13 protein-coding genes are annotated in these 16717 nt (G+C 67.6%); 5 read left to right on the top strand and 8 right to left on the bottom strand.

Going from position 1 to position 16717, the window contains the following annotated elements; translation table 11 throughout:
* Window positions 1–11: 11 nt before the first annotated feature.
* A complete protein-coding gene (locus CR156_RS02000) occupies window positions 12–1433 on the top strand; it encodes an MFS transporter (RefSeq protein WP_100551720.1) in 1422 nt (473 codons plus the stop codon).
* Window positions 1434–1477: 44 nt separating this feature from the next.
* On the opposite strand, the gene CR156_RS01995 is transcribed toward CR156_RS02000, so the two are convergent.
* Window positions 1478–3487, bottom strand: a complete 2010-nt coding sequence (locus tag CR156_RS01995) for an esterase/lipase family protein (RefSeq protein WP_409349562.1) — start codon at window positions 3485–3487, stop codon at window positions 1478–1480.
* A gap of 29 nt (window positions 3488–3516) precedes the next feature.
* Window positions 3517–4494 (bottom strand): Lnb N-terminal periplasmic domain-containing protein, encoded by a 978-nt coding sequence (locus tag CR156_RS01990; protein ID WP_100551718.1) that lies wholly within the window; start codon window positions 4492–4494, stop codon window positions 3517–3519.
* 166 nt (window positions 4495–4660) lie between these two features.
* Between CR156_RS01990 and CR156_RS01985 the strand changes: the two genes are divergently transcribed.
* Window positions 4661–5065, top strand: a complete 405-nt coding sequence (locus CR156_RS01985; RefSeq protein WP_089239261.1) for a GFA family protein — start codon at window positions 4661–4663, stop codon at window positions 5063–5065.
* Here the strand turns inward: CR156_RS01985 and CR156_RS22840 are convergent.
* From CR156_RS22840 to CR156_RS01975, 3 genes are all read right to left on the bottom strand, one after another.
* Window positions 5062–5238 carry a hypothetical protein gene (locus CR156_RS22840; protein WP_165780954.1) on the bottom strand — a complete coding sequence of 59 codons (177 nt, stop codon included), beginning with the start codon at window positions 5236–5238 and terminating at the stop codon, window positions 5062–5064. The two genes, CR156_RS01985 and CR156_RS22840, sit on opposite strands and share 4 nt — an antisense overlap.
* A gap of 103 nt (window positions 5239–5341) precedes the next feature.
* Window positions 5342–8443, bottom strand: a complete 3102-nt coding sequence (locus tag CR156_RS01980) for an efflux RND transporter permease subunit (RefSeq protein ID WP_100551717.1) — start codon at window positions 8441–8443, stop codon at window positions 5342–5344.
* 4 nt (window positions 8444–8447) lie between these two features.
* The gene (locus tag CR156_RS01975; protein WP_100551716.1) at window positions 8448–9632 is read right to left on the bottom strand and encodes an efflux RND transporter periplasmic adaptor subunit; all 1185 of its coding nucleotides are present in this window, start codon (window positions 9630–9632) and stop codon (window positions 8448–8450) included.
* A 153-nt stretch (window positions 9633–9785) separates the two neighbouring features.
* On the opposite strand from CR156_RS01975, the gene CR156_RS01970 reads away from it, so the two are divergent.
* Both CR156_RS01970 and CR156_RS01965 read left to right on the top strand, forming a co-directional pair.
* The gene (locus CR156_RS01970; RefSeq protein ID WP_100551715.1) at window positions 9786–10469 is read left to right on the top strand and encodes a response regulator transcription factor; all 684 of its coding nucleotides are present in this window, start codon (window positions 9786–9788) and stop codon (window positions 10467–10469) included.
* The gene (locus tag CR156_RS01965; protein WP_100551714.1) at window positions 10447–11832 is read left to right on the top strand and encodes a sensor histidine kinase; all 1386 of its coding nucleotides are present in this window, start codon (window positions 10447–10449) and stop codon (window positions 11830–11832) included. Before CR156_RS01970 ends, CR156_RS01965 begins: the two co-directional genes overlap by 23 nt.
* A gap of 17 nt (window positions 11833–11849) precedes the next feature.
* Here the strand turns inward: CR156_RS01965 and CR156_RS01960 are convergent, their stop codons facing one another.
* A complete protein-coding gene (locus tag CR156_RS01960; protein ID WP_243381674.1) occupies window positions 11850–13364 on the bottom strand; it encodes an MFS transporter in 1515 nt (504 codons plus the stop codon).
* 105 nt (window positions 13365–13469) lie between these two features.
* On the opposite strand from CR156_RS01960, the gene CR156_RS01955 reads away from it, so the two are divergent.
* A complete protein-coding gene (locus tag CR156_RS01955) occupies window positions 13470–14366 on the top strand; it encodes a LysR substrate-binding domain-containing protein (protein ID WP_100463469.1) in 897 nt (298 codons plus the stop codon).
* Window positions 14367–14830: 464 nt separating this feature from the next.
* Here CR156_RS01955 and CR156_RS01950 read toward each other — a convergent pair whose 3' ends face one another.
* Both CR156_RS01950 and CR156_RS01945 read right to left on the bottom strand, forming a co-directional pair.
* On the bottom strand, window positions 14831–15718 hold the full coding sequence (locus CR156_RS01950) for a LysR family transcriptional regulator (protein ID WP_100551713.1): 888 nt from the start codon (window positions 15716–15718) through the stop codon (window positions 14831–14833).
* Between the two features lie 39 nt (window positions 15719–15757).
* Window positions 15758–16639 (bottom strand): SDR family NAD(P)-dependent oxidoreductase, encoded by an 882-nt coding sequence (locus CR156_RS01945; protein WP_100554055.1) that lies wholly within the window; start codon window positions 16637–16639, stop codon window positions 15758–15760.
* Window positions 16640–16717: the final 78 nt, after the last annotated feature.

Raw genomic sequence — 16717 nt, 5'->3', positions numbered from 1 at the left:
GTTGAGGTGGCATGCTGCTACCATCGCCGCCAGATGACAAGCGCGGCCCGTCCGCCACCCGCAGGAACCCGATGCCCTCCCCCGCTGCCACGGCCGATCCGGCCGATTCCTCCATCCTGTCCGCGCGCTATCGCGCCACCACCGTGGGCATGGTCGCCCTGGTCTCCCTGCATGCCTTCGAGGCGCTGGCGGTAGCCGCCGCGATGCCGACCGTGGCCGAGGCCCTGGACGGCCTGCGCCTGTATGCGCTGGCCTTCGGTGGCACCTTGGCCACCAGCGTGATCGGCATGACCCTGGCCGGCCGCTGGGCCGACCGCCACGGGCCGGCACGGCCGCTGTGGTGGGGCCTGGCCTGCTTCGTGCTGGGCCTGCTGCTGGCCGGCTTCGCGATGCGCATGGGCATGCTGGTGGCCGGCCGTCTGCTGCAGGGCCTCGGCGCCGGTGCCATCTCGGTCTCGCTGTATGTGATGGTCGGCCGTACCTATCCCGAGCATCTGCGGCCGAAGGTATTCGCCGCGTTCTCTGCCGGTTGGGTGGTGCCCTCAATGATCGGCCCGGCACTGAGCGGGGTGATCGTGCAGCATCTGGGCTGGCGCTGGGTGTTCCTGGCGGTGCCGCTGCTGGCGATACCGGCCGGCCTGCTGCTGCGACCGGCGCTGGCGCGCATGCAGGCTGCAGCGACCGGTGCTGCCGATGATGGCCGCGGCAGCATCGTGCGCTGGGCCACCGGCGCGTCCCTTGCTGCCCTGCTGCTGTACCTGGGTGGGCAGCAACAGGGCGTGCCGGCGCTGGTGTGCATCGGCGTGGCGATGCTGGCGCTGCTGTTCTGCGTGCATCGCCTGTTGCCGGCCGGCACCCTGCGCCTGCGCCGCGGCCTGCCCAGCGTGATCGCACTGCGTGGTGTGGCCGCTGCCGCGTTCTTCGCCTGCGAGGCCTACCTGCCCCTGCTGCTGCAGCGCGAGCGCGGGCTGTCGCCCAGCTGGGCCGGTGCGGTGCTGAGCCTGGGCGCACTGGGCTGGTTCACCGGCTCGTGGCTGCAGGGTCACCAGCAGCGCGGCTGGTCGCGCCAGCAACTGCTGCGCGTCGGCACGCCGCTGATGACCGTGGGCATCGCCGCAACGCTGGCGGTACTGTTCACCGCGGTGCCACTGCCGGTCGCCCTGGTCGGCTGGACGCTGACCGGTTTCGGCATGGGCATGATCTACGCCAGCCTGTCGGTGCTGACGTTGTCGTTGTCACCGCCGCACGAACAGGGCGCGAATACCTCGGCCCTGCAGTTGAGCGAAGCGCTGTCGGTGACCACCGCACTGGCGGTATCCGGCGCGCTGTTCGCGTTGTTCGTGGAAAGCGCCCCGCATACCGGTTACATCATGTGCCTGGCCATCACCCTCGGCCTGGCCGCGTTCGCCACCGTGATCGCCAGGCGGGTGTAGACACGCCGCGGGTTCCGCCGGGGCACGCCCGGCGGACGCCGCGATCAGGGCTTCGCCACCGTGCCCACTTCATCGATGTCCTGGTGCAGGATGCGGCGCACTTCCAGCACCGCCTGCGGGGTTTCCTGCACGCTGTGACCGGAAATGATCACCTTCTCCGACAGCGCGCCGGGCAGGTGCGAACTCCAGTACGGCACCAGCCCATCATCGGACTTCTCCACCGGCAGTTCCGGCTTGCGCTGGGCGATGATCGAGTGGTACTTCAGGCCCGGCGTGATCGGAAGCTGCGCAGCGGCTTTCACGAACGGGTCGCTGGCCTTGAGGTTGTCGATGCTGTTGGGGATCTTCGGCTTGGCCGTGCCATCCACCTGCTGCTCGGCCTGCGCCAAGGCCAGGAACACATCCTCGAACTTGCCGAGGATGGTCAGCGGCAGGCGAACGAGGCGGCCGATCAGGCGACCGACCTTGTTGCCGGCGATGTCCGTGCCCTGGTGCGGGGCTGCGATGAAGATCGCACGCTCCACGTTCGGTTCGGCCTTGAAGTGCAGCAGCGGCCCCAGCTTGGACTGCACCCGCTTCAGGCGTTCGCCCTTCAGGTCATAGTTGGCCAGTAGATCGTTCCACAGCACGTCGCCAGAGTCGCTGACCAGCAGCCGCGCCAGTACGCCGCCCATGCTGTGGCCGATGTAGACCATGTCCTTGGACGCACGCGTGCTGTTGTTGGGGTCGAAGTGCTTCAGCGTGTCGTTGAATGCGTTGGCGATCTCATAGCGGTTCAGCGCGATCGGCGCATTGGTCGGGTAGTACACCTGCCACACCTGGAACTCGCGGCGCAGTTCAGGGTCACCCATGATCTCGTTGGCCAGGTTCACCCAGGCTTCCGGGCTGCTGCCCAGGCCATGCAGCATGAAGATGATGCGGCGGTTCGGATCCCATGGCTGCATCAGGTAGATGTGCGGCTCGCCGATGCCCTCGCTCATGCCGAACAGGGTACGCAGCGACTGCGTGGCGAACCCGCTCTGCGCCAGCCACAGGCCGTAGGCGGCGGTGAAGTTGCCCGCCAGCGGCACCTCTTCGCCATGCAGGGTGATGCGCTCGGTCGCCTCCGGCGAATAGCCATCCAGCAGCACCTGGCGGGTGCGCATCACGTCCTCCAGCGTGTTGCCTTCAAAACGCAGCAATGCGGTAACGTTGATCGAGGACATCTCGCTGTACTCGGGCACCGAATCGTCGTGCTGGTGGCGGCGTCCGCGACGGACGCCCTCCTCCTGCTCGTCCTTCGTGGCCTGCGCCTGTGCCGTTTCGGCCTTCGGCCCTTCCGCGGCGACCACCGGCACCACCAGCTTCGGCGGGTCCATCACCATCACCAGTTCGGCGCCGAAACCATCGCGGCGATAGGTGCTGCGCATGCCGACGAAGCTGACGGTGCCTGCCGGCACCAGCTGCTTGGGAATGCTCTTCAGCGACAGCCGCTGGAAATCGGAAGCCAGCGTCCAGCTGCCTGCCGACACCGGCTTGGTGTAGTCCTCGCCGGCCAATGCGGCGGCGCGGGCGCGCGCGAACAACACCACGGCGGCCTTCTCGGCAGCGTAGTTGTAGTAATCGCGCACCTGCGTCTGCCGGTCCTCGAACGCACGATCGGAGGGCGAGCGTCCGCTGTAGAACAGATAGGCGTAGCCATAGCGCGCCGCCTCCAGCCACGCATCCAGCGCCGCATCGCTCATCGGCGGCTCGTTGGCCGCCTGCTTCTTCGGCGTCAGTGCCAGAGCGGCCTTCACCCACAACTCGGACAGCGTCGACAAGCGCTGCTCGACGTTGAGGTCATCGGTCATCAACAGCGTGCTGCGGCAGACCAGGAAGTCCTTCTCGCACTGCGATTCGTCCAGCCCGGCCGCACTCAGCGTCTCGCGCGAGGCGGGGCTGAGCTTGCCGGTGTTGAGCACGTCGGCACGCTTGTTGACCAGGTAATCGCTGGACGCCACCTGCTTGACGGTGACCATCGCGCAGCCGCTGCCACCCAGCAGCAGGAAGGCAGCCAACAGCGCCGGCAGCACGCGCTGCCAGCGGAACGGGATCATCGGGGTCATTGCTGCGGGTCCTGCTCGGTGCCGGGGATGCCCTGGCGGATCACGGTGGAGAAATCATCGTCGGGGGCCATCTTCAGCGCGCGCTCGGTGATGCGGCCCTTGGCGTGCAGTTCGGCGTACGGCACGCCGGGGGTGAGCGCGCCCACCTCCTGCGCGTACTCGGCCAGGTAGCCCGAGGCCAGCAACCGGTAGTCCAGCGGCAGGCGCGGGGCGATATGCCGCGCCAGATCGAAGACGATCGTGGTGCAGTTGCTGGTCAGGGTGTTGTAGAAGCCGGGCGCAGCATCAAGCTGGCGTGCCTGGTCGATGTAGGCAGCGAACAGGGTCTTGAGCTGGTTGCGGTCCATGCCGTGCAGGCGGTACAGGTAGACATCCTCGCCGCGCGCGTTGGTGCGGGTGCGGATGATGTCGGTTTCCTCGGAGGCGACCAGGGTCATCTCGAACTTGCGGAAGAAGCCGCCCAGCGCCGAGAACGATTCACCGCGCTCCTTGCGGATTTCCAGTGAGAACACCAGGTGGCGCCCGTCCTCGAATCCGAACGAGATCAGGGTGTGGGCGATTGCCGGGCCCATCCAGTACGACAGCACCAGATCGGCCGAACGCAGCTGGTCGAGGTCGTAACTGCGGCGCACCCAGCGCGCGTCGTAGTCGGTCTCGGTACGCCAGGTGAAATCGCGCACGTTGTCCAGCACCACGTGGCGGCCATCGAAGGATTCCACGTGCAGGCGCTGCGCCACGTCATCGGCCCAGTCGCGGTCCTGGCGTGGGGTCAGCAGCAGCCACCACAGCCCCGCAAGCGCCAGAGCGCCGGCAAAGGCCGCCCACAGCCTGCGCGTGCCACGGCCGCGCGCCACCTGCCAGGCCGCCCAGGCGGCGGCCAGCAGCCACAGCAACGCCGCGGTGGCGCCCAGCCAGCCCGGCCCGGGCATCTGGTAGGTCAACAGACCGGCCACCCACAGCGCCAGCAGCACCATCACACATCCTGTCATCCATCGTCCTGCGGCTTTCACTGGCGTCCTGTCGAGGTCCCGGGGCGGCATAGTTAGCCACAAGCCGCCTCACGGCGACATCTACAACCGGTTCAGGCTGGCGTGGCCGGGGGGCATACTGGCACCCACCAAGGGCGCGCAGGGAGCAGAGATGGGCATCACCACCGTGGCCGGCGTAGCCGTGCAGGCGCAGCACCGGGCCAGTTGTCATTGCGGCACGGTCGAGCTGCTGCTGGACCTGCCCGAGGGCATCGTCGACCCGCGCCGCTGCGATTGTTCGATGTGCCGGCGCCGCGGCGCCATCGCCGCCAGCGTGGCACGGGACGGGCTGCAGATCGTGCGCGGCCAGGCTCATCTGCGCCTGTACCAGTTCAACACCCACGTGGCCGAGCACTATTTCTGCGGCGTCTGTGGCATCTACACGCACCACCGCCGCCGCTCGAACCCGGACCAGTACGGCTACAACGTGGCCTGCCTGGAAGGCATCGATCCGTTCGCGCTGGGAACGATTCCGGTCAATGACGGGGTGAACCACCCCGCCGACCGTACCGGTTAGTGCCGGCTGCGCCGCAGCGGCGGCGCGATCTTCTGCCACGGCGCCATGCTGGCCCGGCCGACGCGCAACGGGCGCTTCAACGGCGCTCGACGCGAGGGCATGTCCGCTGCAGGCGGCAGCGTCTCGGCGGGCAGCACAGGGCGCGGGGGCCAGAGTCGGTCGAGCAACCACATGGCAGGTCTCCGTTGGGGGCGGGGACGATCTACCGTACCGATGCCCAGGCCAAGACCGGGTGATGGCGCTGCGGCATACCGATGACAGCTGGCGGCCCTGCCCTCAGTGCACCGGCCGCGCCCTGCCCAGCCGCCGTACCAGCACGAAGAACAGCGGCACCAGCACCACCGCCAGCACCGTTCCCGAGAGCATGCCGCCGATCACGCTCATGCCGATCTCACGGCGGCTGACCGCGCCGGCGCCGGTGGCCAATGCCAGCGGAATGACGCCTGCCACGAAGGCCAGCGAGGTCATCACGATCGGCCGCAGGCGCAGGCGCGCGCCCTGCAGTGCCGCCTCCACCGCCGAACTACCTGCGCGGTAGCGCGCTTCGGCGAACTCCACGATCAGGATCGCGTTCTTTGCCGATAGTCCAATCGTGGTCAGCAACCCCACCTGGAAGTAGATGTCATTGACGAAGCCCGCAGCCGTGGTCGCCAGCACCGTGCCGATCACGCCCAGCGGGATCACCAGCACCACCGCCACCGGAACCGTCCAGCTCTCGTAGAGCGCGGCCAGGCACAGGAAGATGAAGGCGATCGACGCGGCATAGAGGTACAGGGTCTGGTTGCTGGCCAGTTGTTCCTGGTAGGACAGCCCGCTCCATTGCAGATCGAACCCAGGCTGATCGGCCACCAGCGCCTGCATGCGCTGCATCGCTTCACCCGAGCTGCGCCCTTCGGCCGCACTGCCCTGGATCTGCATCGCAGGCAGGCCGTTGAAGCGCTGCTGCAGCTGCGGCCCACGCGCCCAGTGGCTGCTGGCGAAGCTGGCGAACGAGGCCATCTGACCGTTGCCGCCGCGCACATACCACTGACCGATGTCGTCGGGCACGCTGCGGTAGGGCTGGTCGCCCTGCATGTAGACACGCTTGACCCGACCGCGGTCCAGGAAATCATTGATGTAGCTGCCGCCCCAGGCGGCAGACAGCGTGGAATTGATGTCGGCCTGGGCCAGACCCAGCGCACTGGCCTGGGCGTGGTCGATGTCCAGCCGCAGCTCGGCCTTGTCACCCAGCCCGTTCAAGCGCACCGACGTGAGCCCATCATCTTCGCCGGCCGCGCGCACCACCTGTTCCTGCGCCGCCTGCAAGGCCACGCGACCGGCCGCGCTGGTGTCCTGCAGCCACAGTTCGAAACCGCTGGACTGGCCCAGGCCACGCACGGCCGGCGGAGCGAGTACATTGACCTTGGCATCGGGCAGCTTGCGGAAATAGGCATTGGCGCGCGCGATGATCGCCGCCGCAGTGTTGTCGCCGTTGCGCTCGTCCCAGGGTTTGAGAGCCAGGAAGCCCTGCCCCGCATTCTGGCCGGTACCCGCATTGTTGCGACCGACCACCACGAACACCACGTCCAGGTTCTGCTTTTCATGCTCCATGAAGTAGCGGCTGATCTGCTCACCCAGCGCCTCCGTGCGCGCCATCGGCGTGCCTTCCGGCGTGGAGAACTGGAAGGTCACCTGGCCCTGGTCCTCCACCGGCAGGAAGCCGGTCGGCATGCGCGCATACAAGGCAATCATGGCGATCACCAGCAGCAGGTAGAACGCCATCCAGCGCCGCGGATGGGCCACCACGCCCCCCAGCCTGCTCTGGTAGGCCGACTGGCTGCGTTCGACGCCGCGATTGAACGCAGCAAAGAAGCGCCCCGGTGGCTTCTGTGCCGACGAAGGCTTGAGCAGGGTCGCGCACAGCGCCGGGGTCAGGGTCAGCGCGACCAGCGCCGACAGCGCCATGGCAGATGCAATGGTGATCGAGAACTGCCGGTAGATGATGCCGGTGGAACCACCGAACAGCGCCATCGGCAGGAACACCGCGCCGAGCACCACGGTGATGCCGATCAGCGCACCGGTGATCTCGCCCATCGACTTCTCGGTCGCCTCGCGTGGCGGCAGATGCTCTTCGTGGATGATGCGCTCCACGTTCTCCACCACCACGATCGCATCATCGACCAGCAGGCCGATGGCCAGCACCATCGCAAACAGGGTCAGCGTGTTGATGGTGAAGCCGGCCACCGCGAGGACGCCGAAAGTACCCAGCAGCACCACCGGCACCGTGATCGCCGGGATCAGGGTGGCACGCACGTTCTGCAGGAACAGGAACATCACCACCACTACCAGCACGATCGCCTCGATCAGGGTGTGGATGACCCCTTCGATGGAGACCCTTACGAACGGCGTGCTGTCGCGTGGATAGGCGACCTGCAGCCCGGGCGGGAACGTAGGCCGCAGCCGCTCAAGCTCCGCGCGCACTGCATCGGCGGTGGCCAGCGCGTTGGCGCCGGAGGCCAGGGTCACCGAGAAACCTGCGGCCGGATAGCCGTTGAGGTAGCTGCTGGTCTGGTAATTCTCCGCGCCGATCTCGACCCGCGCCACATCGCCCAGGTGCACTGCCGCGCCACTGGGCAGCGTGCGCAGGATGATCGCGCGGAACTGTTCCGGGGTCTGCAGGCGCGACTGCGCGGTGACGGTGGCATTGAGGCTCTGCGTCGCACTGGACGGCAGCGCCCCCAGTTCACCGGCCGTGACCTGGGTGTTCTGCGCCTGGATCGCACTGCGCACATCCGACGGCATCAGGTCGTAGGCACGCAGCTTGTGCGGATCCAGCCACACCCGCATCGCATAGGCCGAACCGAACACATTGATCTCGCCGACGCCGGCAATGCGGCTGATCGGATCCTGCACGTTGCTGACCAGGAAGTCGGAAACGTCCACCCGCTCCATGCGCCGGCTGGTGTCGTACAGCGACACCACCATCAGCGAGTCGCCCTGCGACTTGGCCACGGTCACGCCCTGCTGCTGCACTTCCTGCGGCAGGCGGTTGATGGCCTGGTTGACGCTGTTCTGCACCTGCACCTGGGCGATATCGGGGTTGGCGCTCTGGTCGAAGGTGACCGTGATCCGCGCCTGCCCCGAAGACGAGCTGGTGGAAGAGAAATACAGCAGGTGGTCGATGCCCTTGATCTGCTGTTCGATCACCTGGGTGACGCTGTCTTCCACCGTCTGCGCAGACGCGCCGGTGTAGTTGGCGGTGATGTTGACCTGCGGCGGTGCGATGTCCGGATACTGTTCGACCGGCAGCTGGGTCACCGCAATCGTGCCGAACGCCATGATGCAGATCGCCAGTACCCAAGCGAATACGGGGCGGTGGATGAAGAAGCGCGGCAGCATGCGCTCAGTCCTTTCCGGCCGGCGCGGCCACGGGCGCGGGCTTCACCCGCACCGGCATGCCGTCGGCAAGGCCCTGCGCCCCCGCCACCACCACCTGCTCGCCGGCGCTGATGCCATCAAGCACCAGCCACTGGTTGCCGACCGCGCGTGCGGTGCGGAAGATACGCAGCCGCGCCTTGCCCTCCTTGTCCACCAGCCACGCCTGCGCCTCGCCCTTGGCACTGCGGTCCACCGCCGACTGCGGCACCAGCAGCGCCTGCTGCTGCGTGCCCTGGCCCACCTGCGCGCGCACGTACATGCCCGGCAGCAGTTGTCCTTCGGGGTTGGGGAACTGCGCACGCAGGGTGATGCTGCCGGTCTCCTGCTGCACATCGATGTCGGCGAACTCCAGCGTGCCCGGCAGCGGGTAGTCGGTGCCATCGGACAAGCGCAGCCGCACCGGCGCGCTGTTGGCCTGCACCCCACCCTCGGCAATGGCACGACGCAGCGCCAGGTACTCGTTGCTGGACTGGGTGATATCCACGTTCATCGGATCCACCTGCTGGATCCGCGCCAGCGGGTCGGCCTGCGCCGACGTCACCAGCGCACCGGGGGTGAACAGCGCGCGCCCGATGCGACCGGCGATCGGTGCGGTGACTGTGGCAAAACCCAGCCGCGTGCTGGCGGTATCGCGCGCCGCCTGCGCAGCCTGCACTGCCGCAGCGGCCTGCTGGCCACTGGCGATGGCATCGTCCACGTCCTGGCGTGCGGCCAGCTGGTCCTTGCCCAGCGCCTGCATCCGCTGCGCCCGCAGACGCGCGGTCACGGCCGCCGCTTCGGCGGTCTTCAGGTTGGCCTGCGCCTCGTTCAGGGCGGCCTGGTACAGCGCCGGCTCGATCTGGAACAGGGGCTGCCCGGCCTTCACCAGCTGCCCCTGCTCGAACAGCCGCTTCACCAGCACCCCGTCCACCTGCGGGCGTACATCCGATTCCTGCGAGGCGATGGTGCGTCCCGGCAGCTCCTGCTCCAGCGCCAGCGACTGGTTCTGCAGCGTCAGCACGGTCACTTCCGGCGTCGCGGCGCCTGGTTTGGGCGCGTCCTTGCCACAGCCGGCCAGCAGGGTCGCCAGGGCCAGCAACAGCAGCGGCAGGCGCCAGGTTCGGGGCAGGCGCCTGGCCGCAGCCGGCAGGACGAAATACGGAAGGGTCATCGGCAGCAGGTTCCACGCGCCGGGGGGAGCGCTCGGCGCCGAATATAGAAGACCCCGCGCTGCGATCCAGCGAAAAACGCATGAAACATTTTTCATTTGCAGTGCACGCCCGTGGTTGCGAGGATGCGCTGGTCCCAATCTGCAAAGTGGCCCATGCCGCGCGTACTCACCATCGAGGACGACCTTGTCACCGCGGAGGAAATCGCCACCGAGCTGCGCAGCCACGGCTTCGAGGTCGACCTGGCGGCCGATGGCAGCAATGGCCTGGCACTGGCACGCGCCGGCGACTACGCCGTGATCACCCTGGATCGCATGCTGCCGGGCGTGGACGGGCTGACCCTGGTCACCACGCTGCGCCGCGAAGGCGTGACCACGCCGGTGCTGATGATCAGCGCATTGTCGGACGTGGATGAGCGCGTGCGCGGGCTGCGCGCCGGCGGCGACGACTACCTGACCAAGCCGTTCGCTTCGGATGAAATGGCTGCGCGGGTGGAGGTGCTGATCCGCCGCCATGGGCAGACGGGCACTGCCGACAGCGTACTGCGCGCCGGTGATCTCGAACTGGACCTGATGAGCCGCTCGGTGCGCCGCGGCGGCCAGGAGATCAGCCTGCTGCCGACCGAATTCAAGCTGCTCGAATTCCTGGTCCGCAATGCCGGCCAGGTGGTCACCCGCACCATGTTGTTCCAGGAGGTCTGGGGCTACCACTTCGATCCGGGCACCAACCTGATCGACGTGCATATCGGCCGTGTGCGCAAACGCATCGAGCAGCCCGGCCGCACGCAGCCGATCAAGACCGTAAGGGGAACCGGCTATGTCTTCGACGCGCAACCCTGATCAGTGGCGCTCGTCCAGCAGCCGCCTTCTTGGCCTGTACTGCATCCTGTTCGTGGCCTGGTCGAGCATGCTGCTGGGAGTGATGTACTGGCGTATCTCGGACTACCTGAACGACCTGACCGAATCGGGTCTGCAGCAGCGCGCTCATCTGTTCATGAGCTTCGACGGCCCTGCCCTGGATGACGCGCTGCGCGACAGCCAGCGCTTCGACCTGCACCAGGTGTATACGTACGGGCTGTTCGACAACGCCGGCATGCCGATGGCGGGGCCGCTGACGGCCATTCCCGAGGGACTGCCGTTGGATGGCAACTCGCATCCTGTGGCGGGTTGGACACTGGTCGATGGCCCGCATGAGAGCGGTGGCAGCGCGCTCGGCGTGGTGACCCGCGATGGCCGCACACTGGTGTTCGTGCGCCAGAACGGCAAGCTGATGGCGGTCAACAGCATCATCCTCGATGCGCTGCTGTGGGGCGTGTCACTGACCGTCATTCCCGGGCTGGTGGGCTGGCATCTGCTGCGCCGGCGCCCGTTGAAGCGGATCCAGCAGATCGAAGCGGCCACCAACCGGATCATCGCCGGCGACCTCGGGCGACGGCTGCCGGTGTCCAACCGGCGCGATGAAATCGATCGGCTGTCGAGCATCGTCAACGCCATGCTGGAACGCATCGAACAGCTGATGACCGAGGTCAAAGGCGTGTGCGACAGCATCGCGCATGACCTGCGCACGCCACTCACCCGGCTGCGTGCGCACCTCTACCGCATGCGCGTGGGCCTGGACGAGCACGACCCGCATGCGGACCCGCTGGACAAGGCGCTGGCGGAGACTGACATGCTGATGGCGCGCTTCGCTGCGCTGCTGCGCGTGTCCGAGCTGGAAAGCCACCAGCGCCGCTCCGCCTTCGACAAGGTCGACATCGCCGACCTGCTGCAGGAGCTGCACCAGTTCTACCTGCCGTTGGCCGAGGAGAAACAACAGGAGCTGCAGCTGCAGGTCGCGCCGCAGATCGGCGTGCTGCGCGGCGATCGCGAGCTGCTGTTCGAAGCGGTGGCCAACCTGCTGTCCAACGCCCTGCAGTTCACGCCCGCGCACGGGCGCATCCTGCTGCGCGCGGTGGACGACCACGGCGCGCCCCGCATCGATGTGATCGACAACGGGCCGGGCATCCCGCCGCAGGACCGCACCTTGATCTACCAGCGCTTCTTCCGCGGCAGCAGCAGTGCCGGGCAAGCTCCAGGATTTGGCCTGGGGCTGTCGATCGTGGCCGCCATTGCGGGACTGCACGGCTTCCGCGTCCGCGCCGGCAGCGGCCCGGACGGCGGCGCCTGGATGAGCATCCGCGGTGCCGCAGACGGGCTTCCCTGAGGCGGTCACCGCCACCATCAGTTACCGGCTCTGGGCACGGCAACGGCCGTTGAGCTCCGCAGCAGCACATGCAGCAGCAAGGCACTGCCGGCGGTCAGCGCTGACAGCATGTGCAGCAGTTGCGCCAGCGCCTCGCCGCTGGCGCGCTGCAACTGCAGGGCCGTTGCTCCGGGCAGCAGCGGCTGGGCCGAATGCAATGCTCCGGTTGCCAGATAGGCCGCCGCCCTGCCCAGTGCCGGAGCAGATGCGCCCTGCAGGCGGTGGCTGATGAGCGTCGCCAGCAATGCGGTCACCGCCGCCAGTGCGATGCCCTCGCCCGCTACTCGCACCGTGCCGAAGATCCCCGCCGCCATGCCCGCGCGTTGCACCGGCACCACACTGACCGACAACCCGTCCATCAACCCCCAGGGCAATGCGGTGCCTGCACCGATCAGCAGCAGCGGCGGGATCCATTGCGCAGGCAGCGGATGTACCGCCTGCCGCGACAGCAGATACAGCCCCAACGCGCAGAGCAGCAACCCAGCCACGCACAGGCGCGTGCTTCCCATCCGGCCGGCCCAGCGCGCGGCCAGCAGTGGCAGCACCAGCATCGGCGCGGACAGCGCCAGCATCTGCACGCCGACGGTGGCGACGCCCTGGCAATGCACGCCCAGCAACTGCAGCGGCAGCACCACCAGCAGCACCACGTAGCCGAAGCAGGTTGCCACCGGCAGCAGCTGCACACCGACGAATGCCCGCTGCGCGAACAGCGAAAGATCCAGCAACGGCGCCAGCTGCCTGCGCTCGATCAGTACGAACGAAGCCGCCAGCAGCGCGGCCGCCAGCGATGCCCACCGTACCCGCGCTGCGGGCAGGCCGAATTCGCCCAGCCACAACAGCGCCAGGGTCAGCATGCTCAGCATCAGGCTGAAAGCCAGCATGCCCGGCACGTCCAGCCGCCCGGCCTGCCCGCGGCTCTCTGGCAGCACGCGCACTGCCAGCATGCATGCCAGCAGAGCCAGCACACCACCGGCGGCAAACACGCTTCGCCAACCCATCGCCTCAAGCAGCGCGCCCGCAAGCAGCGGCCCCAGCGCCAGGCCGGCGCCAAAGGTGGTGCCCAGCAGGGCAAAGACACGCATACGGGCCTGGCCGTGCCACGCCTGCGCCAGCGCCGCGCTACCCGATGCCAATGCTGCGGCAGCGCCCACGCCTTGCAGACCGCGCGCCAGGTCCAGCCAGAACAGATCCGGCGCCATGCAGACGAAGAACGTCGCCAACGCGAAACCGCCGCTGCCCAGCAGGAACAGCCGGCGTCGCCCATAGCGGTCCGCCAGTCCCCCTGCCGCCAGCAGCAGGCTGCCGAAGCTGAGCATGAAGGCGTTGGTCACCCAGGCCAACGAAGCGGGCGAGCTGGCCAACTGGATGGCCAGCACCGGCACCGCTACCGCGCCGGCCGAGAACGACAACGGCAACGCGAGCGCCGCCAGGCACACCGACACCAGGGCCCAACGCCCTTGCACGGGCTGGGAATCCATCAAGAAACGGGCCATCGGGGCCTCCTGCAATCGGGGCATTGATGATGAACAGGCCGCGATCGGGTAAAAACAGGCTCACAGGCGTTTGATTACGGCCAGGTGTTCCGCAATCATCCCGCCATGGATTCCATTTCCGCACTACTGGCTTTCGTCCGCACCGCCGAGGCCGGCAGCATTGTCGGCGCCGCGCGCGTACTGGGCCTGTCCGCTTCGGCGGTGGGCAAGCGGATCGCCCGCCTGGAACAGGACCTGGGTACGCGACTGTTCCACCGCACCACGCGCCGCATGCACCTCACCGACGAAGGCGACCTGCTGCTGCAGCGCTGCCGCCGTGCATTGGATGAACTGTCCGAGGCCCAGGCCGACCTTGCGCAGCGTCAACTCGCTCCCCGCGGGCTGCTGCGGATTGGCCTGCCCACCATCGGCTACCGTTTTCTGCTGCCGGTGCTGCCCGGCTTCCAGCAGCGCTACCCGCAGGTGCAGTTGGAACTTGATTTCAATGACCGCCTGGTCGATGTCGTCAGCGAAGGACTGGATGCAGTGATACGCAGCGGTGAACTGGCCGACTCCAGCCTGATGTCGCGGCGCCTCGGCAGCTTCCACTTCGTGCTGTGCGCAGCGCCGGTCTACCTGCGAACACACGGCTGGCCACAGTCGCTGCCGGAACTGCGTACGCTGCAGGCGGTGCGTTTCCGCTTCCCGACCACCGGCATGCTGCAACCCTGGAGCCTGCCCGGCGTCGATGGCGACGCCGGCGCCGCTCTGACTACAGCAATGACCTGCAACAACATGGAAGCGCTGCTGGCCGCTGCAATCGGCGCCATGGGCGTCGCCTGGATGCCCGACTTCCTGGCGGCCGAAGCACTGGCCGATGGCCGGTTGCAGCAGGTGTTGCCGATGATGGAGCCGCAGCGCGGGCAATTCTCACTGCTCTGGCCCGGCAATCGTCATCCCAGCGCGCGCCTGCGGGTGTTCATCGATTACATGGCCGACCATCTGTTCGCCCGTCCTTGTTGAGCAGACAGATGCACCGCCCGCCGCCGCTCCCCATGCACGACGCGCATTGCCACCCCCGAGGCAAGCGCGATCAACGCATTCGTGGCTGACCACGAACAGGCGGCGGGCGATGCGGGTTGGCGTACCGGACAACTCTGGGACTGACCGGCGGATCATGGTGATCCCCACACATCGCCCACCACGGACAGCGGGTCACGTGACCGGAAGGCGCCATCCGTGCGCCTGCCGATCACGTGCCAGAGTTGATTGTGGGACGCCAATCCCAGCCGGCCGATGATGGCCGACGGGCACATGCTGGTCGTTGTCGCCGGGACGGTATGTAGGAGTTGCCCGCGCCTGTGCATCAGGCTTGCGGCAGGCGCGATTCCCAGGGTCAGAACTGCAGGCCGGATCACATTCCAGAGGCATGCACGACGCAGACAACTGCTCTACCCGTGCATGCAGCACGGAAGCTCAACGGGCAATCACGACACTACCGGTTGCGCTGCCATCGCCAGGAAATTCTGCAGCACCGGCGTCGGCGATTCCGGGCGCATGCAGAATTGCAGCTCGAACGCAGCATTGCCACCGCCCAGTGGCCGGTAGACGATTTCTTCGGGACGGAACCCGCTCATGCTTGCCGGCACGATCGCCACACCTGCTTCCACGGCCACCAGCGACAGCACCGCGTGCATGCCCTGCGCTTCCTGCACGACCCGTGGCGTGAAGCCGGCAGCGGTACACAGGCCCAGTACCTGTGCATGGAAGCCGACACCTTCGGCAGATGGCCATGAAACGAAGGGCTCGTCCATCAGGTCTGCAACATCCAGCCGTTGCTGTGCCACCAGCCGATGCGCGCGCGGCAGGGCAATGGCCAGTCGATCATGGTCGAACGCCCGTAGATGCAATTCTGCGGAAATGATCGGCGGAATCAGGATACCCAGGTCGATGCGCCCTTCGCGCAGCCACTGTTGCTGCTGCCGCGAGGTGGCTTCGTGCAGATGCAGCTGCACCTGCGCAAACGCGTGGCGGAACTGGCGGATCAGCGCCGGCAGGCGCCCATAGAGTGCGCTGCCGACGTAGCCTACGCGCAGACTGCCGGTCTGCCCTGCCGCCGATTCGCGCGTGCGCTGCAACGCCTGTTCGGCCTGTTGCAGCGTCGCGCGCGCTTCCACCAGCAGCGTCTGCCCCGCTGCGGTCAGGCCCAGCGTACGGTTGCCGCGCACGATCAATCCCGTGCCCACTTCGTCTTCCAGGCGCCGCATCGCCGCCGTCAACGGCGGCTGCGACATGTGCAGGCGTGCAGCGGCGCGATGGAAGTGCAGTTCTTCGGCCACCGCCACGAACTGACGGAGCAGGCGCAGATCGATCATTTCATCGCAGGCAGGTGGAGACCCGCCTAGGGTACGCGCTCAGCCGCGCGCGTCGACACTCGGCCGTGCAATGACCGGCCACTGCAGGGCCACCGATTCGATGCTGTCGGCGGCCACCGCGCGCAGGTCGCGTGGATAGTCCACGTGCTCTGCTTCCTGCAACCGCAGTGCATGGAACTGGCCGTTGCTGGCACGCAGAATCCAGCCACCCTGCCGGCAGCGCGTGGAAACCAGGAACGCCACCCCGGTGGCCACGGCATCGGGATGCAGTTCATCCGGCTCTCCGTCGATGCCCCACATGCGGGTCTTGGCCACCGGCGATACCGCGTTGACCACGATGCCATGTTCGGCGCCTTCCAGGGCCAGCACATTGACCAGCCCCTGCGCGGCCAGCTTGGCCATCGCGTAGCCGCACAGGCCGCGCTGCGCATACTGCGGGTACAGCGCGCGATCGGAGGTGGTCAGCACGATGCGTCCGCCGCCGGCAGCGCGCATCGCGGGCCATGCCGCCTGCGCCAGCCACAGCGGTGTCTTCGCGGCCAGGCACAACATCTGCTCCAGCGCATCGTCCTCCACCGCTTCGATACCGGCATAGGCCACCCAGCCGGCGTTGTGGATGATGAAGTCCAGGCGACCGTGGCGCTGCAGGATGTCCTGCACCAGCGCATGGCAACCACTGCGCTCGTTGATGGGGCCGCTGGCGGCCTCGACCGGCAGGCCCTGGCTGCCCAGCGCCGCCACCGCCGTGGCGATGCGCTGCGGATCGGCGCCCGTGCCGTCCGTTGCGGCGCCCACGTCATGCATCACCACATGCGCGCCACGTTGCGCCAGCAGGCGGCTGTAGGCCAGACCCAGGCCACCGGCGGCACCGGTCACCAGGCCCACCTGGCCTTCGAACGAGATACTGGAATTGGGTTTCATCCGGCCAGCATCGGCGAGCGCCATCCTCCTCGGCCAATACTGTTTGCACGACCGCGCGATACACCAACGGTATCGCGA

It is taken from the genome of Stenotrophomonas lactitubi, from assembly GCF_002803515.1.
Lineage (GTDB): Bacteria > Pseudomonadota > Gammaproteobacteria > Xanthomonadales > Xanthomonadaceae > Stenotrophomonas > Stenotrophomonas lactitubi.
The sequence above is the reverse complement of the archived record's forward strand: the minus strand, read 5'-3'. Positions and strand labels throughout refer to the sequence as shown.